This window comes from Pseudomonas sp. WHRI 8519, from assembly GCF_040224055.2.
GTDB lineage: Bacteria > Pseudomonadota > Gammaproteobacteria > Pseudomonadales > Pseudomonadaceae > Aquipseudomonas > Aquipseudomonas putida_X.
Map to the genome: position 1 here is coordinate 5,005,421 of NZ_CP167996.1, position 18,147 is coordinate 5,023,567.

Consider the following 18,147-nt stretch of genomic DNA (forward strand, 5'->3'; position numbering starts at 1 on the left):
GACGGGCGCGACAGCAGAGGTCGCGCGTTCGAGTCAGCCGCGGTGTCGCGATTCGACAGCTTGACGCAGGGTGTCGATCAGGCTCTGGATGCGGGCGTGCTGCATCTTCATGGACGCCTTGTTGACCACCAGGCGCGAGCTGATCGTGGCGATCAGGTCCTGGGGCTCCAGGCCGTTGGCGCGCAGCGTGTTGCCGGTGTCGACGACGTCGATGATCTTGTCGGCGAGATTGATCAGCGGCGCCAGTTCCATCGAACCGTACAGCTTGATGATGTCGACCTGGCGACCTTGCTCGGCGTAATAGCGCTTGGCTACGTTGACGAACTTGGTTGCAACGCGCAGGCGGCCCTTGGGCTCGGGCGCACCGACCACGCCTGCGGTCATCAGCTTGCAGCGGGCGATCTGCAGGTCCAGCGGCTCATACAAGCCCTGGCCGCCGTACTCCATCAGCACGTCCTTGCCCGCCACACCGAGGTCGGCGGCACCATGCTCGACGTAAGTCGGCACGTCGGTGGCGCGCACGATCAGCAGCCGTACGTCGTCCTGGGTGGTGGGAATGATCAGCTTGCGGCTCTTGTCCGGATTCTCGGTCGGCACGATACCGGCCTCGGCCAGCAACGGCAGGGTATCGTCGAGGATGCGGCCTTTGGAAAGCGCGATGGTCAACATTGGAACGTCGGTCCTTAAGCGGCTACAACCGGCCCGGTCATCGACCCGGCCGTGTTCAATTCAATGGGCGCATCCTTGCGCCGACGAGGCATTAGCCCGGTACGCGACGGATCTTCGCACCCAGCATCTGCAGTTTCTCTTCGATGCACTCGTAACCACGGTCGATGTGATAAATGCGATCGATCAGGGTATCGCCTTCGGCGACCAGCGCTGACAGCACGAGGCTGGCGGAAGCCCGCAGGTCGGTGGCCATGACCGGGGCACCCTTGAGTGCCGGCACGCCGGTCACGATGGCGGTATTGCCCTCGACCTGGATCTGCGCGCCCATGCGGTGCATTTCGTACACGTGCATGAAGCGGTTCTCGAAGATCGTCTCGATGACCGCGCCGGTGCCTTCGGCGATGGCGTTGAGCGAGATGAACTGCGCCTGCATGTCGGTCGGGAACGCCGGGTACGGGGCGGTACGCAGGTTGACGGCTTTGGGCCGCTTGCCATGCATGTTGAGCTCGATCCAGTCCTCGCCGGTGGTCAGGTCGGCACCGGCTTCCTTGAGCTTTTCCAGCACGGCTTCAAGGATGGTCGGATCGGTGTCCTTGACCTTGACACGGCCACCGGTGACGGCCGCAGCGACCAGGTAAGTACCGGTCTCGATACGGTCGGGCATCACGCGGTAGTTGGCCGAATGCAAACGCTCGACGCCATCGATGGTGATGGTGTCGGTGCCAGCGCCTTGCACTTTGCCGCCCATGGCGTTGATGAAGTTGGCCAGGTCGACCACCTCCGGCTCGCGTGCGGCGTTCTGCAGCACACTGCGGCCCTTGGCCAGGGCAGCAGCCATCATGATGTTTTCGGTACCGGTCACGCTGACGGTATCGAAGAAGAAGTGCGCGCCGCGCAGGCCACCTTCAGGCGCCTTGGCCTTGATGTAGCCGCCTTCGACTTCGATCTTGGCACCCATGGCCTCCAGGCCGCGGATGTGCAGGTCGACCGGCCGCGAACCAATAGCGCAACCGCCTGGCAGGGCTACTTCGGCCTCGCCGAACCGGGCAACCATCGGGCCAAGCACCAGGATCGAGGCGCGCATGGTCTTGACCAGCTCGTACGGCGCGACCAGGGTCTTGATGGTACGTGGGTCGATTTCCACCGCCAGCTTTTCGTCGATCACAGGCTCGATGCCCATGCGGCCGAACAGCTCGATCATGGTGGTGATGTCGTGCAGGTGTGGCAGGTTGCCCACGGTGACCGGGCCGTCAGCCAGCAGAGTCGCCGCCAGAATCGGCAGGGCCGCGTTCTTCGCGCCCGAAATGCGGATCTCGCCGTCAAGGCGAGCGCCGCCAGTAATAATCAGTTTGTCCATTGGAGTCTCGCCGCCAAGTTGGCTCAGGTGCGCTCAGCCCAGGCTGCGCTGCTGAAAAATTTCATGGTTACTGCATGGATGCTACCGTTGGCGATCCAGGGATTAAGGTGAGCATAGATCGCCTGCTGACGCTTGACCGGGCTCAGGCCAGCCAACTCGTCGCTGATCACGTTCAACTGGAAGTTGCAGCCTTCGCCTTCAACTTCGACCCGGGATCCCGGCAATTTTTCTTCAAGGAAGCTCTTAACTTCTACGGCCTGCATGCTCAACCTCAATCGGCGCCCGATGCGCACGGGTCAGCCATCATACAAAAAAGCCCCTCGCCTGCGAAGCCCACCGAGGGCGTGCGCTGACCGAGGGGCCTCCAATCAGTGGCAAGCCATCAGCTCGCCAGCACTTCATCGAGGTCATAGACCTCGGCGATTTCCCGCATGTCGTCGGGCATCCCGCGTACCTCACAGGCCTTGCCGCCGGCTTGGCCATCGCGGATGAACGCCAGGAGCAGCGACAGACCGACACTGGAAGATTTTTCCACCGCGGTGCAGTCGATGATAAGGCGTGGCTCGCGGGAAGCCTCGATCAACGCCTTGCCTTGCTTGCGCAAGGCGGGGCCGCTGCGGTAATCCAGTACACCGACCAGGCGCAACACGCCCGGCTCGGCCATGCTCACGCCACCCTCACTCATTTAACGGCCTTTTCGGGCGAAGAGTCGGCGGCTTCCTTGGCCTTGGCCACTTCGCCGGCCCAGCCGTCGATGGTCTTGTCCAGGTCGTTGCCGTTGCGCTGCATGGCGTCGGCGAACTGGTCGCGGAACAGCTTGCCGATGTTGATACCGTTGACGATGACGTTACGTACCTTCCACTCGCCACCGTGGTTTTCCAGAGTGTACTGCACCGGGTACACGGCGCCGTTGTTGCCAGTCACCTTCATGCCAACGCTGGCGCGCTTGCCGTCATTAGCCTGGGCCGGGTCGACGGTAATGCCCTGGTTGTTGTACTCCAGCAGGGCGTTGCCATAGAACTGCATCAGGCTGCGCTTGAAGTTTTCCTGAAAGCGCTGCATCTGCTCAGGCGTGGCCTTGCGCGAGTACTTCACGGTCATGATGCTTTTCGAGATGCCGTCGGCATCGACCACCGGGCCCAGGATGCGATTGAGCGCATCGTAGAAGGCCTGCGGGTTGGACTTGTACTGCTCCTTGTTGGATTTGAGGTCACCCAGCAATTCGTTGGTCGTGCCCTGCACCACCTCGTGCGGAGACTGCCCGGGCGCTGCCAATGCCAGCAGAGGGAAGGCCGCCAGCAGGACCAGCAGGCCACGTCGCAGGATCGAAATCATGGAAACTCCTTAATTAGCCGGTTGTGCTTCTTTCGGTTCCTTGCTCACGGTGTTGAGCAGGAACTTGCCAATCAGATCTTCCAGCACCAGCGCCGACTGGGTGTCATGGATGGTTGCGCCATCCTTGAGCACCTCTTCCTCGCCGCCGACACTGATACCGATGTATTTCTCGCCAAGCAGACCGGCGGTCAGGATCGAAGCAGTGGAGTCTGTCGGCAGGTTGTCGACTTTGCTGTCCAACTGCAGGGTCACCCGGCCAGTGTAGGAATCACGGTCCAGATCGATGGCGGTGACCTTGCCGATCGTCACACCCGCCATGGTCACTTTAGCTCTGACCGTCAAACCGGCGATATTGTCGAAGTAGGCGTAAACTTTGTAGGTATCGCTGCTCGGGCTGGCCGATAGCCCGCTGACACGCAGGGCCAGCAGCAGCAACGCCAGGATCCCGGCCAAAAGGAACAGGCCGACACCGATTTCCAGGGTGCGGTTTTGCATCAGAAATCTCCAAACATCAAGGCGGTCAGAATAAAGTCCAGACCCAGGACAGCCAACGAGGCATAAACCACGGTCTTGGTGGTGGCACGGCTGATCCCTTCTGAGGTGGGCTCGCAGTCATACCCTTGGAATACGGCGATCCAGGTCGTGACGAAGGCGAACACCAGGCTCTTGACCAGCCCGTTGAGCACGTCATCGGTAAAGGAAACGCTGTTCTGCATGTTGGCCCAGAACGAGCCTTCGTAGACGCCCAGCCAGTCCACGGCGACCCACGAGCCGCCCCAGATGCCGACCACGCTGAAGATCAGCGCCAGCAGCGGCAACGAGATGAAACCGGCCCAAAGGCGCGGCGCAACGATGTACTTGAGCGGGTCGACACCGATCATTTCGAGGCTCGACAGCTGCTCGGTAGACTTCATGTTGCCGATTTCGGCGGTCAGCGCCGAACCTGCCCGGCCGGCGAACAGCAAGGCAGTGACCACCGGCCCCAGCTCGCGCAGCAGGGTCAGGGCGACCATCTGCCCCACCGCCTGCTCCGAACCGTACTTGGTCAGAATGCTGTACCCCTGCAGTGCCAGCACCATGCCGATGAACACACCGGACACCGCGACGATCGCCAGCGACAGCACGCCCACCGAATACAGCTGCTTGGTCAGCAGCTGGAAGCCGCCGCCGATGCCGCCACGACCGACCAGTGCATGGAACAGGAACAGGCAGGAACGCCCGAGCACGGCCAACACGTCGATCGCCGAGCGGCCGAACAGGCGGATACGTTCAAGCAAGGATTTTCTGCGCATCAACGCGCCCCCAACAAATCGGCGCGGTAGTCTGGCGCAGGGAAATGGAATGGCACAGGGCCGTCCGGATCGCCCTTCATGAACTGGCGAATGCGTGGATTGTCCGAGCCCATCAGCTCATCGGGCGTACCCTGGCCCAGCACCTGGCCGTCACCGACCACGTAGATGTAGTCGGCGATGCTGGCGGTTTCGGCCAGGTCGTGGGATACCACGATGCTGGTGATACCCAGCGCATCATTGAGCAATCGGATCAGGCGCACCAGTACCCCCATGGCGATCGGGTCCTGGCCGACGAACGGCTCGTCATACATCAGTATCTGCGGATCGAGCGCAATCGCCCGGGCCAGCGCCACGCGCCGCTTCATGCCGCCGGACAGTTCGTCGGGCATCAGATCGATGGCACCGCGCAAACCCACGGCCTGCAATTTCATCAACACGATGTCGCGGATCATCTCGTCCGACAACTGGGTGTGCACGCGCAGCGGGAAAGCGACGTTCTCGAACACATCGAGGTCGGTGAACAGGGCACCGCTCTGGAACAGTACGCCCATCTGCTTGCGCGCATCGAACAGGTCGCTGCGCGACAGGCTCGGCAGGTTCTGCCCGGCGACCCAGACTTCACCAACGGACGGACGCAACTGCGCGCCCATCAGGCGCAGCAGCGTGGTCTTGCCGCACCCGGACGGCCCCATGATGCCGGTGACCTTGCCACGCGGAATGCGTATGTCGACATTGCTGAAAATGCTGCGCGAACCGCGCTTGAAGGTGACGCCCTTCAACTCGACCGCGTAGGCGCTATCCACACTCATCTAGACTCCTTGCTAGTACAGCCATGTCCTAATGGACGCCGGCCCTCATCGTGAAGACACACGCGCCCCTGGCGGGCCGAATAGCGGCGAACTATAGCACCGCTGACAGGGTGGCCCCAAGGCCATGGCGCGAGTCGTTCAGGCCAGCGACAGGCTACGACTTCTTTTCATTGCACAATCGAAAGGGTGAGGCTTTTTTCCATTGCGGCTATAATCGCCGCCTTTTCATCAGGCATTGCTTTTCGACATGAGCCAATCCAGTGAGCTGATCCAGTCCGCCCAGCGCACCCTGCGCCTGGAAATCGAGGCCGTACAAGGTTTGACGGCCAGCATCGATGCCAACTTCGTCAAGGCCTGCGAGCTGATCCTGGCGAGCAAGGGCCGCGTCGTTGTGGTCGGCATGGGCAAGTCTGGGCACATCGGCAACAAGATCGCCGCGACCCTGGCCAGCACCGGCACGCCGGCGTTTTTCGTGCATCCGGCCGAAGCCAGCCATGGCGACATGGGCATGATCACCCGTGGCGACGTCATCCTGGCCCTGTCCAACTCCGGCAGCACCGCCGAAATCGTCACCTTGCTGCCGCTGATCAAGCGCCTGGGCATCCAGCTGATCAGCATGACCGGCAACCCCGACTCGCCACTGGCCCAGGCCGCCGAGGTCAACCTCGACGCCCGTGTCGCCCATGAGGCGTGCCCGCTGAACCTGGCGCCCACCTCATCGACCACCGCAGCACTGGTGCTGGGCGACGCCCTGGCCATCGCCCTGCTCGAAGCGCGCGGGTTTACCGCAGAAGATTTCGCCTTCTCGCACCCCGGTGGCGCGCTGGGCCGCCGCCTGCTGCTCAAGGTCGAGAACGTCATGCACGCGGGCGCCGACCTGCCTCAGGTACAACGTGGCACGCTGCTCAAGGACGCGCTCCTCGAAATGTCCCGCAAAGGCCTGGGCATGACCGTGGTCGCCGAAGCGAACGGCAAGCTGGCCGGCATCTTCACCGACGGTGACCTGCGCCGCAGCCTGGACCGCAACATCGACGTGCACACCACCCTGATCGACCAGGTCATGACCGTGCACGGCAAGACAGCCCGCGCCGAGATGCTCGCCGCCGAAGCCCTGAAGATCATGGAAGACCACAAGATCAGCGCCCTGGTGGTGGTGGACAAGGACGACCGCCCGGTCGGTGCCCTGAACATGCACGACCTGCTGCGCGCAGGCGTGATGTAAATGAGAACGACGCAAATGACCCAGAACCTGATGCAGCGCGGCAAGGCCATCAAGCTTGCCGTGTTCGATGTGGACGGCGTGCTCACCGATGGCCGCCTTTATTTCCTCGAAGATGGCAGCGAATTCAAGACGTTCAACACGCTCGACGGCCAAGGCATCAAGATGCTGATGGCGTCGGGGGTGACCACGGCGATCATCAGCGGACGCAAGACCCCGGTGGTCGAGCGTCGCGCGAAAAACCTCGGCATTCCCCACCTGTTCCAGGGCCGCGAGGACAAACTGGTGGTACTCGACGGCCTGCTCGCGGAACTGGGCCTAAGCTATGAGCAGGTCGCGTACCTGGGCGATGACCTGCCAGACCTGCCAGTCATTCGCAAGGTCGGCCTGGGTATCGCCGTGGCCAACGCCGCACCCTTCGTTCGCCAGCACGCCGACGGCGTGACCCAGGCACGCGGTGGCGAGGGTGCCGCTCGCGAGTTCTGCGAGCTTATCATGCAGGCCCAGGGCACCCTGGACGCTGCCAACGCCAACTACCTGTAGGTTGCCCATGTTCAGCAAGAAAGCCCGCAATATTGCGCTGCTCGCGGTGATCGCCGCCCTGCTGGCGGCAATAGGCTACTGGAATGTCAGCCCCGAGAGCTTCCTCGACAAGCCGGTAGCTCAGGTCGACGAAAGCGCGATCGACTATTATGCGATCAACGCCCACAGCGTACAGTTCTTGCCAGATGGCAAGCTGCAGTACGAAATGACCGCCGACAAGGTCGAACACCTCAAGGCCACCGAGGTCACACTGGTGACCACGCCCGACCTGCACATGTACCGGGGCACCGAATACCCCTGGCACATCCAGAGCGTGCGCGCCGAGGTCAACCCGGACGGCACCGAGGTCGAGCTGATCGACAAGGTGCGCGTGGCCCGCACCGATGAGAAGCAGCGTGAAACCATCATTACCAGCTCACGCATGACCGTGTTCCCGCAGAAGCAATATGCGCAGACCGAGCAAGCCGTTAGAATCGACGGCGCCGGTGGCACAACTACGGGCAAAGGAATGAAAGCGTATTTGAAAGAAGGCAGGATGGACCTGCTCTCTAACGTAAGAGGACAGTATGAGGCTCGTTAAAACCCTCCCCCTTTTGCTCAGCCTGAGCGCAGCACTGGGAAGCGCGAGCGCCTTCGCCCTGCCGACCGACCGTGACCAGCCTATCCGCATCCAGGCCGACAACGCGCACCTGGACGACAAGCAAGGCGTAGCCACCTACACCGGTGACGTGATCATCACTCAGGGCTCGATGATGATCAAAGGCAATACCGTGACCATGACTCGCGCCGCCAACGGTGACATCGACGTGGTCACTTCGGTGGGCAACCTGGCTTATTTCGAGCAGCAACAGAGCGCTGCAAAGCCTGACAAGATGAAAGGCTGGGCTGTGACCATCCAGTATCAGGCGCAGAAGGACACAGTGATCCTCACCGACCGCGCCAAGGTCGAAAACGAAGGCAACACCACCGAAGGCGAAAAGATCGTCTACAACACCAAGTCCCAGGTTGCGACCGCCGGTCGCGGCGGCAACGTGACCCAGCCACGTCAGCGCATCGACATGGTGATCCAGCCGAAGAAGAAGGCCGAGTAAATGGCAACCCTCAAAGCCCAGCACCTGGCCAAGAGCTACAAAGGGCGTCAAGTCGTGCGTGACGTCAGCCTGTCGATCGACAGCGGCCAGATCGTCGGCCTGCTCGGCCCCAACGGCGCCGGCAAGACCACCTGCTTCTACATGATCGTCGGCCTGGTACAGGCCGACCAGGGGCGCGTCCTCATCGACAACCTGGATGTCAGCCACCAGCCCATGCATGGCCGTGCACGCGCCGGCATCGGCTACCTGCCGCAGGAAGCCTCGATCTTCCGCAAGCTGTCGGTGGCCGACAACATCATGGCCATCCTCGAGACCCGCAAGGAACTCGACCGCGAGGGTCGTCGCAAGGAGCTGGAGAGTCTGCTGCAGGAGTTCCACATCAGCCACATCCGCGACAACCTCGGCATGAGCCTTTCCGGCGGCGAGCGTCGCCGTGTCGAGATCGCACGCGCCCTGGCGACAGCCCCCAAGTTCATCCTGCTGGACGAACCCTTCGCTGGCGTCGACCCGATTTCGGTCGGTGACATCAAGCAGATCATCCACCACCTCAAGGCCAAGGGTATCGGTGTACTGATCACCGACCACAACGTGCGTGAAACCCTGGATATCTGTGAAACCGCCTACATCGTCAACGACGGGCAACTGATCGCCGAGGGCGACGCGCAGACCATCCTGGCCAACGAACTGGTCAAGGAAGTTTACCTGGGTCACGAGTTCCGGCTCTGATTCAGGACGCGCCTGGAGCACTGATTTAGCGCCTTGAATGGGCTTAAGTTGTTACAGTACTCTAGGCAAACGCTACAATTTAAGGCATAAAACTTGCTTGAAATTGGCGCTCCGGCGCCCTCGTGTAGTGGATGGCGCATGCGCGCCGGCGAACAAGGTATTAGCCCCTGCCATGAAACCATCGCTCGTCCTAAAAATGGGCCAGCAACTGACGATGACCCCGCAGTTGCAACAGGCCATCCGCCTACTCCAGCTCTCTACCCTGGACCTTCAGCAGGAAATCCAGGAAGCGCTGGAGTCCAATCCGATGCTCGAACGCCAGGAAGACGGCGAAGACTTCGACAACAGCGACCCGATGGCGGATAACGCCGAGAGCAAACCGGCCGCCGAAGCCCAGGACAACAGCTTTCAGGAAAGCACCGCCAGTGCCGAGAACCTGGAGGACGGTGAGTGGAACGAGCGCATCCCCAACGAGCTTCCGGTCGATACGGCCTGGGAAGACATCTACCAGACCAGCGCGAGCAGCCTGCCGAGCAACGATGACGACGAGTGGGACTTCACCACGCGCACATCCGCCGGCGAAAGCCTGCAAAGCCACCTGCTGTGGCAACTGAACCTGGCACCGATGTCCGATACCGACCGCCTGATCGCCGTCACCCTTATCGACAGCATCAACGGCCAGGGTTACCTGGAAGACACGATCGAAGAGATCTGCGCCGGTTTCGATCCGGAGCTGGACATCGAACTGGACGAAGTCGAAGCGGTACTGCACCGTATCCAGCAGTTCGAGCCAGCAGGTGTCGGCGCACGCAACCTGGGCGAGTGCCTGTTGCTGCAACTGCGCCAACTCCCGGCCAACACACCGTGGATGGCCGAGGCCAAACGCCTGGTCAGCGAGTTCATCGACCTGTTGGGCGGGCGCGACTACAGCCAGCTGATGCGCCGCATGAAGCTCAAGGAAGACGAACTGCGCCAGGTGATCGAGCTGGTTCAGAGCCTCAACCCGCGCCCAGGTTCGCAAATCGAGTCCAGTGAGCCGGAATACGTGGTGCCCGATGTAATCGTCCGCAAGGACAGTGATCGCTGGCTGGTCGAGCTGAACCAGGAAGCGATCCCGCGCCTGCGGGTCAATCCGCAATACGCCGGCTTCGTCCGCCGGGCCGACACCAGCGCCGACAACACCTTCATGCGCAATCAGTTGCAGGAAGCACGCTGGTTCATCAAGAGCCTGCAAAGCCGCAACGAAACGCTGATGAAAGTCGCCACGCAGATCGTCGAGCATCAGCGCGGCTTCCTCGACCACGGTGACGAGGCCATGAAACCGTTGGTGTTGCATGACATCGCCGAAGCCGTGGGCATGCACGAGTCGACCATCTCGCGGGTGACCACCCAGAAGTTCATGCACACCCCACGCGGCATCTACGAACTGAAATACTTTTTCTCCAGCCACGTCAGCACCTCCGAAGGCGGAGAATGCTCGTCCACGGCAATCCGCGCGATCATCAAGAAACTGGTTGCGGCGGAAAATCAGAAAAAGCCATTGAGTGACAGCAAGATCGCTGGTTTACTGGAGGCACAAGGCATCCAGGTAGCCCGTCGCACCGTCGCCAAGTACCGCGAGTCCCTCGGCATCGCACCGTCGAGTGAGCGCAAGCGACTGATGTAGCGCCTGAGATATGCCACAGCGTTTGTGGGGCAGGTGCAAGACCTGCCTCTTTATGCACGGGCAACAAAGGAGAAGCTGTATGCAAGTCAATATCAGTGGACAGCATGTAGAAGTCACCCAGCCGCTGCGCGATTACGTGCTTGAAAAGCTCGCCCGGGTGGAAAGTCACTTCGACAAGATCACTAACGTGCAGGTCATCATGAAGGTCGAGAAGCTGCAGCAGAAGGTCGAAGCGACCCTGCAGATTCCTGGCTCAGAAGTGGTTGCCAACGCCGAACACGAAGACATGTATGCAGCGATCGATGCCTTGGCCGACAAGCTCGACCGCCAACTGAAAAAACACAAGGAAAAACAGCAAAGTCTGCTGCAAGGTGCAGCTGCCCGCTGATCCCCTCATCCATGATCCGACTTGAAACCATCCTGACCCCCGACCGTTCCTTGGTGAACGTGTCGGGTGGCAGTAAGAAGCGCGCTTTGGAAAAAGTCGCCAACCTGATTGCCAATCAAAAAACCGAGCTGAAGATGCCCGAGCTGGAGATGCAAGACGTCTTCGAAAAGCTGATCGCTCGTGAAAAGCTCGGCTCCACAGGCTTCGGCAATGGGATCGCCATACCTCACTGCCGCCTCGCAGGCTGCACTTCGCCCGTTAGCGCACTGCTGCACCTGGATGCTCCGATCGACTATGACGCCATCGATGGCGCGCCTGTCGACCTGCTGTTCGTCCTGCTGGTGCCGGAGGCTGCCACCGACGCCCATCTGGAACTGCTGCGCCAGATCGCCAGCATGCTGGATCGCAAGGAAGTTCGCGAGCGCCTGCGTGCCGCCAACAGCAGCGAGGCCCTGTACCAGGTAGTCCTGGACGCACAGAACGAGCACTGAACATGCGCCTGATCATCGTCAGCGGCCGGTCCGGCTCCGGCAAGAGTACCGCCCTCGACGTGCTGGAAGACAACGGCTTTTACTGTATCGATAACCTCCCTGCCGGCTTGCTGCCGCAGTTGGCGGAAAACGCGTTGATCCATACAGAATTGCTGCAGCCGAAAGTGGCAGTGTCCATCGATGCCCGCAACCTGCCAAGCCACCTGTCACGCTTCCCCGAATTGCTCGCCGAAGCGCGTGGCCGGCATATCCAGTGCGATGTGCTGTTTCTCGATGCCGACGAGGACACGCTGCTCAAGCGCTTCTCCGAAACACGCCGGCGCCATCCGCTGACGAATGCGGATCGCTCACTGGCCGAAGCGATCCGCGTTGAAAGCGAATTGCTGGGGCCAATCTCCGATCTTGCCGACCTGAAGATCGACACCACCAGCCTCAACCTTTACCAGCTGCGCGACTCGATCAAGTTGCGCCTGCTCAATCAGCCTGAGCCGGGCACCGCATTCCTGGTCGAATCGTTCGGCTTCAAGCGTGGCATGCCGGTCGATGCAGACCTGGTTTTCGATGTGCGCTGCCTGCCGAACCCATACTGGAAGCCCGAACTGCGTGAGCATTCCGGCCTGGATCAGCCGGTTATCGATTACCTTGCCGCGCAGCCGGATGTCGAAGAGATGTTTACCGACATCTCGACCTACCTGCTCAAGTGGCTGCCCCGCTTCGCTGCCAGCAACCGCGCCTATGTCACCATCGCCATTGGCTGCACAGGCGGCCACCACCGCTCGGTGTACCTCACCGAGCGCCTCGGCCAACTGTTGCAACAGTCCCTGAAAAACGTCCAGGTCCGCCACCGCGACCTCTAGCCCACAGGATCAGCACCACGATGCCCGCCCGCGAAATCACCATCATCAACAAGCTGGGCCTGCATGCCCGGGCGGCCGCCAAGTTCGTCGGCGTGGCCGGGCGCTTCCCCTGCCAGGTGCGGGTGGGCCGCGCACCAGACAAGCTGGTGGACGGCAAGAGCATCATGGCCGTGATGATGTTGGCGGCAGGCAAAGGCACCCAGGTGCACCTGCACACTGAAGGCGAGCAGGACGACGACGCGCTGGAAGCGCTGGTAGCCCTGATCAACAACTACTTCGACGAAGGCGAATAAGCCGCTAACTCCAGGCTGGCCTCATCGCTGGCAAGCCGACGCCCTCATCGTGGACTGCCGATTCGGGGGGCCGGCTTACCGGTGACAGAGCAGTTGATGCCAATTCAAGACATCGCCGTGTCCATCACCATCATCAAGCAAAAACCGACGCACAGGCCGACGCTGGCCAAACGGTGATGCCCATTGCTGCGCGACTCGGGGATGATTTCCTGGGTCACCACCAGCAGCATGGCCCCGGCCGCACAGGCCAGGCCCAACGGTAACAGCAGCTCGGCGACATTCACCAGCCAGGCACAGACCACCGCTGCCAGTGGTTCCACCAACCCCGACGCCGCACCGATCAGAAACGCCTTGAACCGAGGCATCCCCGCCCCCGCCAGCACCAGCGCAATGACCAACCCTTCGGGAACATCCTGCAAGGCAATGCCCATGGCGAGGCTGTCAGCATCGGTCATGCCGCCACCGGCCGACACGCCGATGGCCATGCCTTCGGGGATGTTGTGAGCGATGATCGCGATCACGAACAGCCAGATCCGCGCTGCAATCACCGGTTGGTTCCCGGTGCCGACCAACGCCTCGGGCGAAGCACCGGACACTTTCAGATCGACGACGAACAGGCACATCGCACCGAACAACAGGCCGAAGCTGACCAGGCCACCCGCCCCCCAGGGGCTGAATCCGATGGACTGAGCGGCATCCAGGCCAGGAATGATCAGCGAGAACGCCGTCGCCGCCAGCATCACACCGGCACCGAAACCCAACAAGGTATCGGCCAGGGCCACCGGCATATTACGAATCACCAGCACCGGCACTGCGCCCAGCGCTGTTCCCAGCGCGCACACTGCGCCGCCCTCGAGGGCGCGCAACATGCGCGGATCCAGGTCCAGCCAGGCGATGCCCCGGGCCACCAGCAGGGCCGTGCCAACCAGGAGCAGCACAGTACCCAGTGCCAGCCGGAACAGGCGCACACTACTGACAGACATCACCTCTGAACGCATACCGGTCCGACTCATTGGCTGGCTTCGATATAACGACGTTCCACTTCGGCCCAGTCAATTACGTTGTAGAAAGCCCCAATGTATTCCGGGCGACGGTTCTGGTACTTCAAGTAGTAGGCATGCTCCCACACATCCAGGCCGAGGATCGGTGTGTTGCCATGCATCAGCGGGCTGTCCTGGTTGCCGCTGCTCTCCACCACGAGTTTCTGTTCACCATTCACGCTGAGCCAGGCCCAGCCGCTGCCGAAGCGGGTCAGCGCGGCTTTGGTGAAGGCCTCCTTGAACGCCTCGAAACCACCCAGCTCAGCCTCGATGGCCTTGGCCACCAAGCCCTGTGGCTGGCCGCCGCCCTTGGGCGACATGACTTTCCAGAACAGCGAATGGTTGGCGTGACCACCGCCATGGTTGGTCACCGCCCCTCGCAGGTTTTCCGGTAGCTGTTTGACCGCAGCAACCAGCTTCTCAACCGGCCAGTCAGCCCACTGGGTACCTTCGACCGCAGCATTGAGGCCGTTGACGTAAGTCTGGTGGTGCTTGGTGTGGTGTATCTCCATGGTCTGGGTATCGATATGCGGTTCCAGCGCATCGTAGGCATAGGGCAAAGCAGGCAAGGTATGAGACATATCAATGGATTCCGTAAGCGGGGGTTGGGGGCGGCAGGTCCGTCTGGGCAGCCAGTCCACTGGCCAAGGGCGAACGGCGATAGAGCAGGCGCTCGGCGCGCGGGTACTGCCCGTACTCGGCAATGAAGCTCAGCAATTGGGTGTAGGTGCGCCCGCTGTGGCGCAGCGCGGCATCACGCAGCGCCTGCGGCAGGCGCGCTTCCTGGCTGGCCTGGAGCAGACGCTGGTGAATGGCGCACAGGTAGTCGGCGCTCTCATGCGGCTGGTTCAGGCGCAGGTGCAGGTCGGCCAGGTTGTGGTGGGCAATGACCAAAGCGGCCACTGCTTCGTCGACGTCATGCCAGCGCTCGAACAGCACCTGGGCCAGCGCCAGGGCTTGCAGGTACAGTTCCCGGGCATCGACCAGCTCGCCCTGGTCGAACAGCCGGTTGGCGGCCTCGGTGGTTCGTTTCCAGTGCTGCATGACAGGCCTCCTGGGCGCTGACGCGGGTCAGATGCCCCCAGCGGTGAGTTTTTCCGGGTCCAGCAGCGCTTCGAGCTGATCGCGCGACAGGTCGGTATGCTCCAGCGCCACGTCGATGATCGGCCGGCCCTGCTTGTACGCGGTCTTGGCGATCTCGGCGGCCTTGAGGTAGCCGATGATCGGGTTCAGGGCGGTGACCAGGATCGGGTTGCGTGCCAGGGCTTCCTTGAGCTTGCCCTCATTGACCTTGAAGCTGGCGATGGCCTGGTCGGCCAGCAGGCGGCTGGCGTTGGCCATCAGCTCGATGCTCTCCAGCAGGTTGCGGGCTATCACCGGCAGCATCACGTTGAGTTCGAAGTTGCCCGACTGGCCGGCAATGGCGATGGTCGCGTCGTTGCCGATCACCTGGGCGGCGACCATGGCGGTGGCTTCCGGGATAACCGGGTTGACCTTGCCCGGCATGATCGAGGAGCCAGGCTGCAGGGCTTGGAGTTCGATCTCACCGAGGCCTGCGAGCGGCCCGGAATTCATCCAGCGCAGGTCGTTGGCGATTTTCATCAGTGCCACGGCAGTGGTTTTGAGCTGGCCGGACAGCGCCACCGCGGTGTCCTGGGAGCCGATCAGGGCGAACAGGTTCTGGCCGGGGGTGAACTCGACCTGGGTGAGGCCGCTCAGCTGGCGAGCGAAGCCTACGGCGAATTGCGGGTGGGCGTTGATCCCGGTGCCCACGGCAGTGCCACCCTGGGCCAGGGCCTGCAGGCACGGCAGGGTCGCTTCGATATGCGCCTTGGCGCCATTGATCTGGGCCGCCCAGCCATCGAGCACCTGGCTCATGCGCACCGGCATGGCATCCATCAGGTGGGTACGGCCAGTCTTCACGTACTGATGCACTTGCACCGACTTGGCCTCGATCACCTGAACCAGGTGAGCCAGGGCGGGCAGCAACTGCTCATGCAGCGCCAGTGCAGCGCTGACGTGAATGGTGGTCGGGATGATGTCGTTGCTGCTCTGGCCGCAGTTGACATGGTCGTTGGCATTGACCGGCTCACCGAGCAGGCGGCTGGCCAGCGTGGCGATCACCTCGTTGGCATTCATGTTCGAGCTGGTGCCGGAGCCGGTCTGGTACACGTCCACCGGGAAGTGCTGGATGAAGTCTTCGGCGAGCAGTTGCTCGACCGCCTTGACGATGGCTTGGCCCTGGGCGGCAGAAATCTGCTCCAGCTCGATGTTGGCCTTGGCGGCAGCCGCCTTGGCCAACAGCAGGGCACGAATGAACTGGGCCGGCATACGCTGGCCGCTGATCGGGAAGTTGTCGACCGCGCGCTGGGTCTGGGCGCCATACAGGGCCTGGGCCGGCACCTGCAATTCACCCATGCTGTCACGCTCGATACGGGTATCACTCATCATCAGATCCTTGCATCAGTTCATCGGGGGAAATGGACGGCAGCAACCGGCAGTTGGCCAGTTGCAGGGCGTAGGGTTGCCAGCGCTGGTTCTGTTCGCGGCGGTCGAGCTTGCGCAGCTCAAGCAGGGGGCGCCAGGCCTGATCCAGGCACTGGCAACGCCAATGCCATGGCAACATGCGATCGCAGGCGGTATCCAGCAGCAGGCGGAACGAGGTCAGCGCTACGGTCCATGGCGAGGTGTCCGTGCAGCACGCCAGGTAGCGGCCTTCGGCCAGATAGTGCTCGATCAGGCGCGGCTCGTCGGGCTCGAGCGCGCAGCGGATGCGCCGGCTGAGCCAGCGCCAGTTTTCCAGGTAAGGCAATTCGCGCAGGACGGGTTTCATGAACATCATCACCGGAGCTCTTGGGTAATGATATTCATTATTAAATGATAAACGTAATCACTTCAAGCACGGATTGAGCAAATAAAAAACCCGGCGCAGGGCCGGGTTTCGAGGTTATCGCTCAGCGCTTCAGGGTTTCAGCTACCCGCAACGGTCATCCTCTCGATCAACACCGAGCCCGTATGAATATTGCTGCGGGTTTCAAGATCACTGCCAATCGCGACAATCTGCTGGAACATGTCCTTCATGTTGCCGGCAATCGTCACTTCCTGCACCGCATGCTGAATCTCGCCATTCTCGACCCAGAAGCCTGCAGCACCCCGCGAGTAGTCGCCTGTGACCATGTTCAGGCCATGGCCCATCAGCTCGGTCACCAGCAAACCGCGCCCCATGCGGCGGATCAGGGCCGCCTGGTCTTCGATGCCATGGGTGACGTACAGGTTGTGCACACCCCCGGAGTTGGCCGTACTTGGCAAGCCGAGCTTGCGACCGGAATAGGTACCCAGCAGGTAAGACACCAGCTCCCCTTTGTCGACGAACGGCTTGGCATAGGTCGCCAGGCCATCACCGTCGAACGCCGCGCTGCCAAGGGCACGCGGAATATGCGGGCGCTCATCCAGCGTCAGCCAGCTGGGGAACAGCCGCTGGCCAAGGGCACCATCGAGGAACGACGACTTGCGGTACAGGTTGCCACCCGAGATGGCCGACAGAAAGCTGCCGAACAGGCCACCGGCCAGCTCGGCGGAGAACAGCACCGGCACTTCGCATGTCTTGACCGGACGCGCACCGAGCCGGCTGGCTGCGCGCTGTGCAGCGCGCTGGCCAATGCTGCGCGGGTCGGCCAACAGGTGGCCCTGGCGGTTGACGTCGTACCAGTAATCACGCTGCATCTGGCCTTCACCTTCAGCGATCATCACGCAGCTCAGGCTGTGCCGGGTCGATGCGTAACCGCCGATGAAGCCATGGCTGTTGCCATAGACACGGCAGCCCTGGTGGGTATTGAGGGTGGTGCCATCGGCGTTGAGAATGCGCGGATCAGCGTCGAATGCCGCCGCCTCGCAGGCCAGGGCCATCTCGATGGCTTTCTCGGGCTCCAGATCCCAGTCATGGTAAAGGTCCAGGTCCGGAATCTCGCGCGCCATCAATGCCGCATCAGCCAGCCCCGAGCAATCGTCTTCGGAGGTGTGCCTGGCAATGGCCAGGGCGGCGGCAACGGTTTCGCGAATGGCCTCAGGGCCACTGGCCGAGGTGCTGGCCGAGCCCTTGCGCTGGCCGACATAGAGGGTGATGCCAAAGCCCTGGTCGCGGTTGAACTCTACCGTCTCGACCTCACGCTGGCGCACCGTGGTGGACAAGCCCTGCTCCAGCGATACCGCCACTTCACAGGCGCTGGCACCCTGCCGGCGCGCCTCGGCGATGATCGCTTCGACCTGCTCCTGCAATGCTGGCAGGTCCTTGGGGCCTACGCTCTCGACTGCACTCATGTTTTTCTCCACTCAAATTCTGCATTCGGCGAGGGTCATTCTACGACCGGGCCG

General features: G+C 62.0%; 24 protein-coding genes. 10 read left to right on the forward strand and 14 right to left on the reverse strand.

What is annotated here, in order from left to right; genetic code table 11:
* Window positions 1-33: 33 nt before the first annotated feature.
* The 8 genes from hisG to ABRP30_RS22880 all read right to left on the reverse strand — a co-directional run bounded on the left by hisG (window position 34) and on the right by ABRP30_RS22880 (window position 5,462).
* Entirely contained in the window at window positions 34-669 is a 636-nt protein-coding gene (hisG, locus tag ABRP30_RS22845; protein WP_012316063.1) for an ATP phosphoribosyltransferase, read from the reverse strand.
* 91 nt (window positions 670-760) lie between these two features.
* Window positions 761-2,026, reverse strand: a complete 1,266-nt coding sequence (gene murA, locus ABRP30_RS22850; protein WP_241804244.1) for a UDP-N-acetylglucosamine 1-carboxyvinyltransferase — start codon at window positions 2,024-2,026, stop codon at window positions 761-763.
* 23 nt (window positions 2,027-2,049) lie between these two features.
* Entirely contained in the window at window positions 2,050-2,289 is a 240-nt protein-coding gene (locus ABRP30_RS22855) for a BolA family protein (RefSeq protein WP_003255121.1), read from the reverse strand.
* 119 nt (window positions 2,290-2,408) lie between these two features.
* The gene (locus tag ABRP30_RS22860; protein WP_267818493.1) at window positions 2,409-2,711 is read right to left on the reverse strand and encodes a lipid asymmetry maintenance protein MlaB; all 303 of its coding nucleotides are present in this window, start codon (window positions 2,709-2,711) and stop codon (window positions 2,409-2,411) included.
* Window positions 2,708-3,361, reverse strand: a complete 654-nt coding sequence (locus tag ABRP30_RS22865) for a phospholipid-binding protein MlaC (RefSeq protein ID WP_267818495.1) — start codon at window positions 3,359-3,361, stop codon at window positions 2,708-2,710. The genes ABRP30_RS22860 and ABRP30_RS22865 overlap by 4 nt, the downstream gene beginning before the upstream one ends.
* A 9-nt stretch (window positions 3,362-3,370) precedes the next feature.
* Entirely contained in the window at window positions 3,371-3,856 is a 486-nt protein-coding gene (gene mlaD, locus ABRP30_RS22870; protein WP_241804241.1) for an outer membrane lipid asymmetry maintenance protein MlaD, read from the reverse strand.
* Complete coding sequence (gene mlaE, locus ABRP30_RS22875) at window positions 3,856-4,653, reverse strand: lipid asymmetry maintenance ABC transporter permease subunit MlaE (RefSeq protein WP_012316068.1); 798 nt, start codon at window positions 4,651-4,653, stop codon at window positions 3,856-3,858. The genes mlaD and mlaE overlap by 1 nt, the downstream gene beginning before the upstream one ends.
* On the reverse strand, window positions 4,653-5,462 hold the full coding sequence (locus ABRP30_RS22880; RefSeq protein WP_241804240.1) for an ATP-binding cassette domain-containing protein: 810 nt from the start codon (window positions 5,460-5,462) through the stop codon (window positions 4,653-4,655). The genes mlaE and ABRP30_RS22880 overlap by 1 nt, the downstream gene beginning before the upstream one ends.
* 247 nt (window positions 5,463-5,709) lie before the next feature.
* Between ABRP30_RS22880 and ABRP30_RS22885 the strand changes: the two genes are divergently transcribed.
* From ABRP30_RS22885 to ABRP30_RS22930, 10 genes are all read left to right on the forward strand, one after another.
* The gene (locus ABRP30_RS22885; protein WP_267818498.1) at window positions 5,710-6,684 is read left to right on the forward strand and encodes an SIS domain-containing protein; all 975 of its coding nucleotides are present in this window, start codon (window positions 5,710-5,712) and stop codon (window positions 6,682-6,684) included.
* A 15-nt stretch (window positions 6,685-6,699) separates the two neighbouring features.
* Window positions 6,700-7,224 carry an HAD family hydrolase gene (locus tag ABRP30_RS22890; RefSeq protein WP_039604821.1) on the forward strand — a complete coding sequence of 175 codons (525 nt, stop codon included), beginning with the start codon at window positions 6,700-6,702 and terminating at the stop codon, window positions 7,222-7,224.
* 7 nt (window positions 7,225-7,231) lie between these two features.
* Window positions 7,232-7,804 (forward strand): LPS export ABC transporter periplasmic protein LptC, encoded by a 573-nt coding sequence (gene lptC, locus ABRP30_RS22895; protein ID WP_039604820.1) that lies wholly within the window; start codon window positions 7,232-7,234, stop codon window positions 7,802-7,804.
* Window positions 7,791-8,315 (forward strand): lipopolysaccharide transport periplasmic protein LptA, encoded by a 525-nt coding sequence (gene lptA / locus ABRP30_RS22900; RefSeq protein ID WP_012316073.1) that lies wholly within the window; start codon window positions 7,791-7,793, stop codon window positions 8,313-8,315. Before lptC ends, lptA begins: the two co-directional genes overlap by 14 nt.
* Window positions 8,316-9,041, forward strand: coding sequence for an LPS export ABC transporter ATP-binding protein (gene lptB, locus ABRP30_RS22905; RefSeq protein ID WP_046784445.1), 726 nt, complete (start codon window positions 8,316-8,318; stop codon window positions 9,039-9,041).
* A 172-nt stretch (window positions 9,042-9,213) separates the two neighbouring features.
* Window positions 9,214-10,707: an RNA polymerase factor sigma-54 gene (locus ABRP30_RS22910; protein WP_349974800.1), complete on the forward strand. Its 1,494-nt coding sequence runs from the start codon at window positions 9,214-9,216 to the stop codon at window positions 10,705-10,707.
* Window positions 10,708-10,786: 79 nt separating this feature from the next.
* Window positions 10,787-11,095: a ribosome hibernation-promoting factor, HPF/YfiA family gene (gene hpf, locus ABRP30_RS22915; protein WP_241804237.1), complete on the forward strand. Its 309-nt coding sequence runs from the start codon at window positions 10,787-10,789 to the stop codon at window positions 11,093-11,095.
* A gap of 11 nt (window positions 11,096-11,106) precedes the next feature.
* Window positions 11,107-11,586 (forward strand): PTS IIA-like nitrogen regulatory protein PtsN, encoded by a 480-nt coding sequence (gene ptsN / locus ABRP30_RS22920; RefSeq protein WP_267818504.1) that lies wholly within the window; start codon window positions 11,107-11,109, stop codon window positions 11,584-11,586.
* 2 nt (window positions 11,587-11,588) lie between these two features.
* The gene (rapZ, locus tag ABRP30_RS22925) at window positions 11,589-12,443 is read left to right on the forward strand and encodes an RNase adapter RapZ (protein ID WP_241804236.1); all 855 of its coding nucleotides are present in this window, start codon (window positions 11,589-11,591) and stop codon (window positions 12,441-12,443) included.
* A gap of 20 nt (window positions 12,444-12,463) precedes the next feature.
* On the forward strand, window positions 12,464-12,736 hold the full coding sequence (locus ABRP30_RS22930; protein ID WP_267818507.1) for an HPr family phosphocarrier protein: 273 nt from the start codon (window positions 12,464-12,466) through the stop codon (window positions 12,734-12,736).
* Between the two features lie 104 nt (window positions 12,737-12,840).
* Here the strand turns inward: ABRP30_RS22930 and ABRP30_RS22935 are convergent, their stop codons facing one another.
* From ABRP30_RS22935 to pmbA, 6 genes are all read right to left on the reverse strand, one after another.
* Window positions 12,841-13,734 carry a ZIP family metal transporter gene (locus ABRP30_RS22935; RefSeq protein ID WP_267824089.1) on the reverse strand — a complete coding sequence of 298 codons (894 nt, stop codon included), beginning with the start codon at window positions 13,732-13,734 and terminating at the stop codon, window positions 12,841-12,843.
* Between the two features lie 11 nt (window positions 13,735-13,745).
* Window positions 13,746-14,357, reverse strand: coding sequence for a superoxide dismutase (locus ABRP30_RS22940; RefSeq protein ID WP_267818509.1), 612 nt, complete (start codon window positions 14,355-14,357; stop codon window positions 13,746-13,748).
* Between the two features lies 1 nt (window position 14,358).
* Entirely contained in the window at window positions 14,359-14,820 is a 462-nt protein-coding gene (locus tag ABRP30_RS22945; protein ID WP_267818511.1) for a hypothetical protein, read from the reverse strand.
* Window positions 14,821-14,847: 27 nt separating this feature from the next.
* Window positions 14,848-16,224: a lyase family protein gene (locus ABRP30_RS22950; RefSeq protein ID WP_267818513.1), complete on the reverse strand. Its 1,377-nt coding sequence runs from the start codon at window positions 16,222-16,224 to the stop codon at window positions 14,848-14,850.
* Complete coding sequence (locus ABRP30_RS22955) at window positions 16,217-16,618, reverse strand: FagA protein (protein ID WP_267818515.1); 402 nt, start codon at window positions 16,616-16,618, stop codon at window positions 16,217-16,219. Before ABRP30_RS22955 ends, ABRP30_RS22950 begins: the two co-directional genes overlap by 8 nt.
* A gap of 128 nt (window positions 16,619-16,746) precedes the next feature.
* On the reverse strand, window positions 16,747-18,093 hold the full coding sequence (gene pmbA / locus ABRP30_RS22960) for a metalloprotease PmbA (protein ID WP_349974801.1): 1,347 nt from the start codon (window positions 18,091-18,093) through the stop codon (window positions 16,747-16,749).
* Between the last annotated feature and the right edge of the window lie 54 nt (window positions 18,094-18,147).

Coding starts and splice junctions, on each gene's coding strand:
- hisG (WP_012316063.1), bottom strand. CDS start 669: ATGTTGACCATCGCGCTTTCCAAAGGCCGCATCCTCGACGATACCCTG.
- murA (WP_241804244.1), bottom strand. CDS start 2,026: ATGGACAAACTGATTATTACTGGCGGCGCTCGCCTTGACGGCGAGATC.
- ABRP30_RS22855 (WP_003255121.1), bottom strand. CDS start 2,289: ATGCAGGCCGTAGAAGTTAAGAGCTTCCTTGAAGAAAAATTGCCGGGA.
- ABRP30_RS22860 (WP_267818493.1), bottom strand. CDS start 2,711: ATGAGTGAGGGTGGCGTGAGCATGGCCGAGCCGGGCGTGTTGCGCCTG.
- ABRP30_RS22865 (WP_267818495.1), bottom strand. CDS start 3,361: ATGATTTCGATCCTGCGACGTGGCCTGCTGGTCCTGCTGGCGGCCTTC.
- mlaD (WP_241804241.1), bottom strand. CDS start 3,856: ATGCAAAACCGCACCCTGGAAATCGGTGTCGGCCTGTTCCTTTTGGCC.
- mlaE (WP_012316068.1), bottom strand. CDS start 4,653: ATGCGCAGAAAATCCTTGCTTGAACGTATCCGCCTGTTCGGCCGCTCG.
- ABRP30_RS22880 (WP_241804240.1), bottom strand. CDS start 5,462: ATGAGTGTGGATAGCGCCTACGCGGTCGAGTTGAAGGGCGTCACCTTC.
- ABRP30_RS22885 (WP_267818498.1), top strand. CDS start 5,710: ATGAGCCAATCCAGTGAGCTGATCCAGTCCGCCCAGCGCACCCTGCGC.
- ABRP30_RS22890 (WP_039604821.1), top strand. CDS start 6,700: ATGACCCAGAACCTGATGCAGCGCGGCAAGGCCATCAAGCTTGCCGTG.
- lptC (WP_039604820.1), top strand. CDS start 7,232: ATGTTCAGCAAGAAAGCCCGCAATATTGCGCTGCTCGCGGTGATCGCC.
- lptA (WP_012316073.1), top strand. CDS start 7,791: ATGAGGCTCGTTAAAACCCTCCCCCTTTTGCTCAGCCTGAGCGCAGCA.
- lptB (WP_046784445.1), top strand. CDS start 8,316: ATGGCAACCCTCAAAGCCCAGCACCTGGCCAAGAGCTACAAAGGGCGT.
- ABRP30_RS22910 (WP_349974800.1), top strand. CDS start 9,214: ATGAAACCATCGCTCGTCCTAAAAATGGGCCAGCAACTGACGATGACC.
- hpf (WP_241804237.1), top strand. CDS start 10,787: ATGCAAGTCAATATCAGTGGACAGCATGTAGAAGTCACCCAGCCGCTG.
- ptsN (WP_267818504.1), top strand. CDS start 11,107: ATGATCCGACTTGAAACCATCCTGACCCCCGACCGTTCCTTGGTGAAC.
- rapZ (WP_241804236.1), top strand. CDS start 11,589: ATGCGCCTGATCATCGTCAGCGGCCGGTCCGGCTCCGGCAAGAGTACC.
- ABRP30_RS22930 (WP_267818507.1), top strand. CDS start 12,464: ATGCCCGCCCGCGAAATCACCATCATCAACAAGCTGGGCCTGCATGCC.
- ABRP30_RS22935 (WP_267824089.1), bottom strand. CDS start 13,734: ATGCGTTCAGAGGTGATGTCTGTCAGTAGTGTGCGCCTGTTCCGGCTG.
- ABRP30_RS22940 (WP_267818509.1), bottom strand. CDS start 14,357: ATGTCTCATACCTTGCCTGCTTTGCCCTATGCCTACGATGCGCTGGAA.
- ABRP30_RS22945 (WP_267818511.1), bottom strand. CDS start 14,820: ATGCAGCACTGGAAACGAACCACCGAGGCCGCCAACCGGCTGTTCGAC.
- ABRP30_RS22950 (WP_267818513.1), bottom strand. CDS start 16,224: ATGAGTGATACCCGTATCGAGCGTGACAGCATGGGTGAATTGCAGGTG.
- ABRP30_RS22955 (WP_267818515.1), bottom strand. CDS start 16,618: ATGATGTTCATGAAACCCGTCCTGCGCGAATTGCCTTACCTGGAAAAC.
- pmbA (WP_349974801.1), bottom strand. CDS start 18,093: ATGAGTGCAGTCGAGAGCGTAGGCCCCAAGGACCTGCCAGCATTGCAG.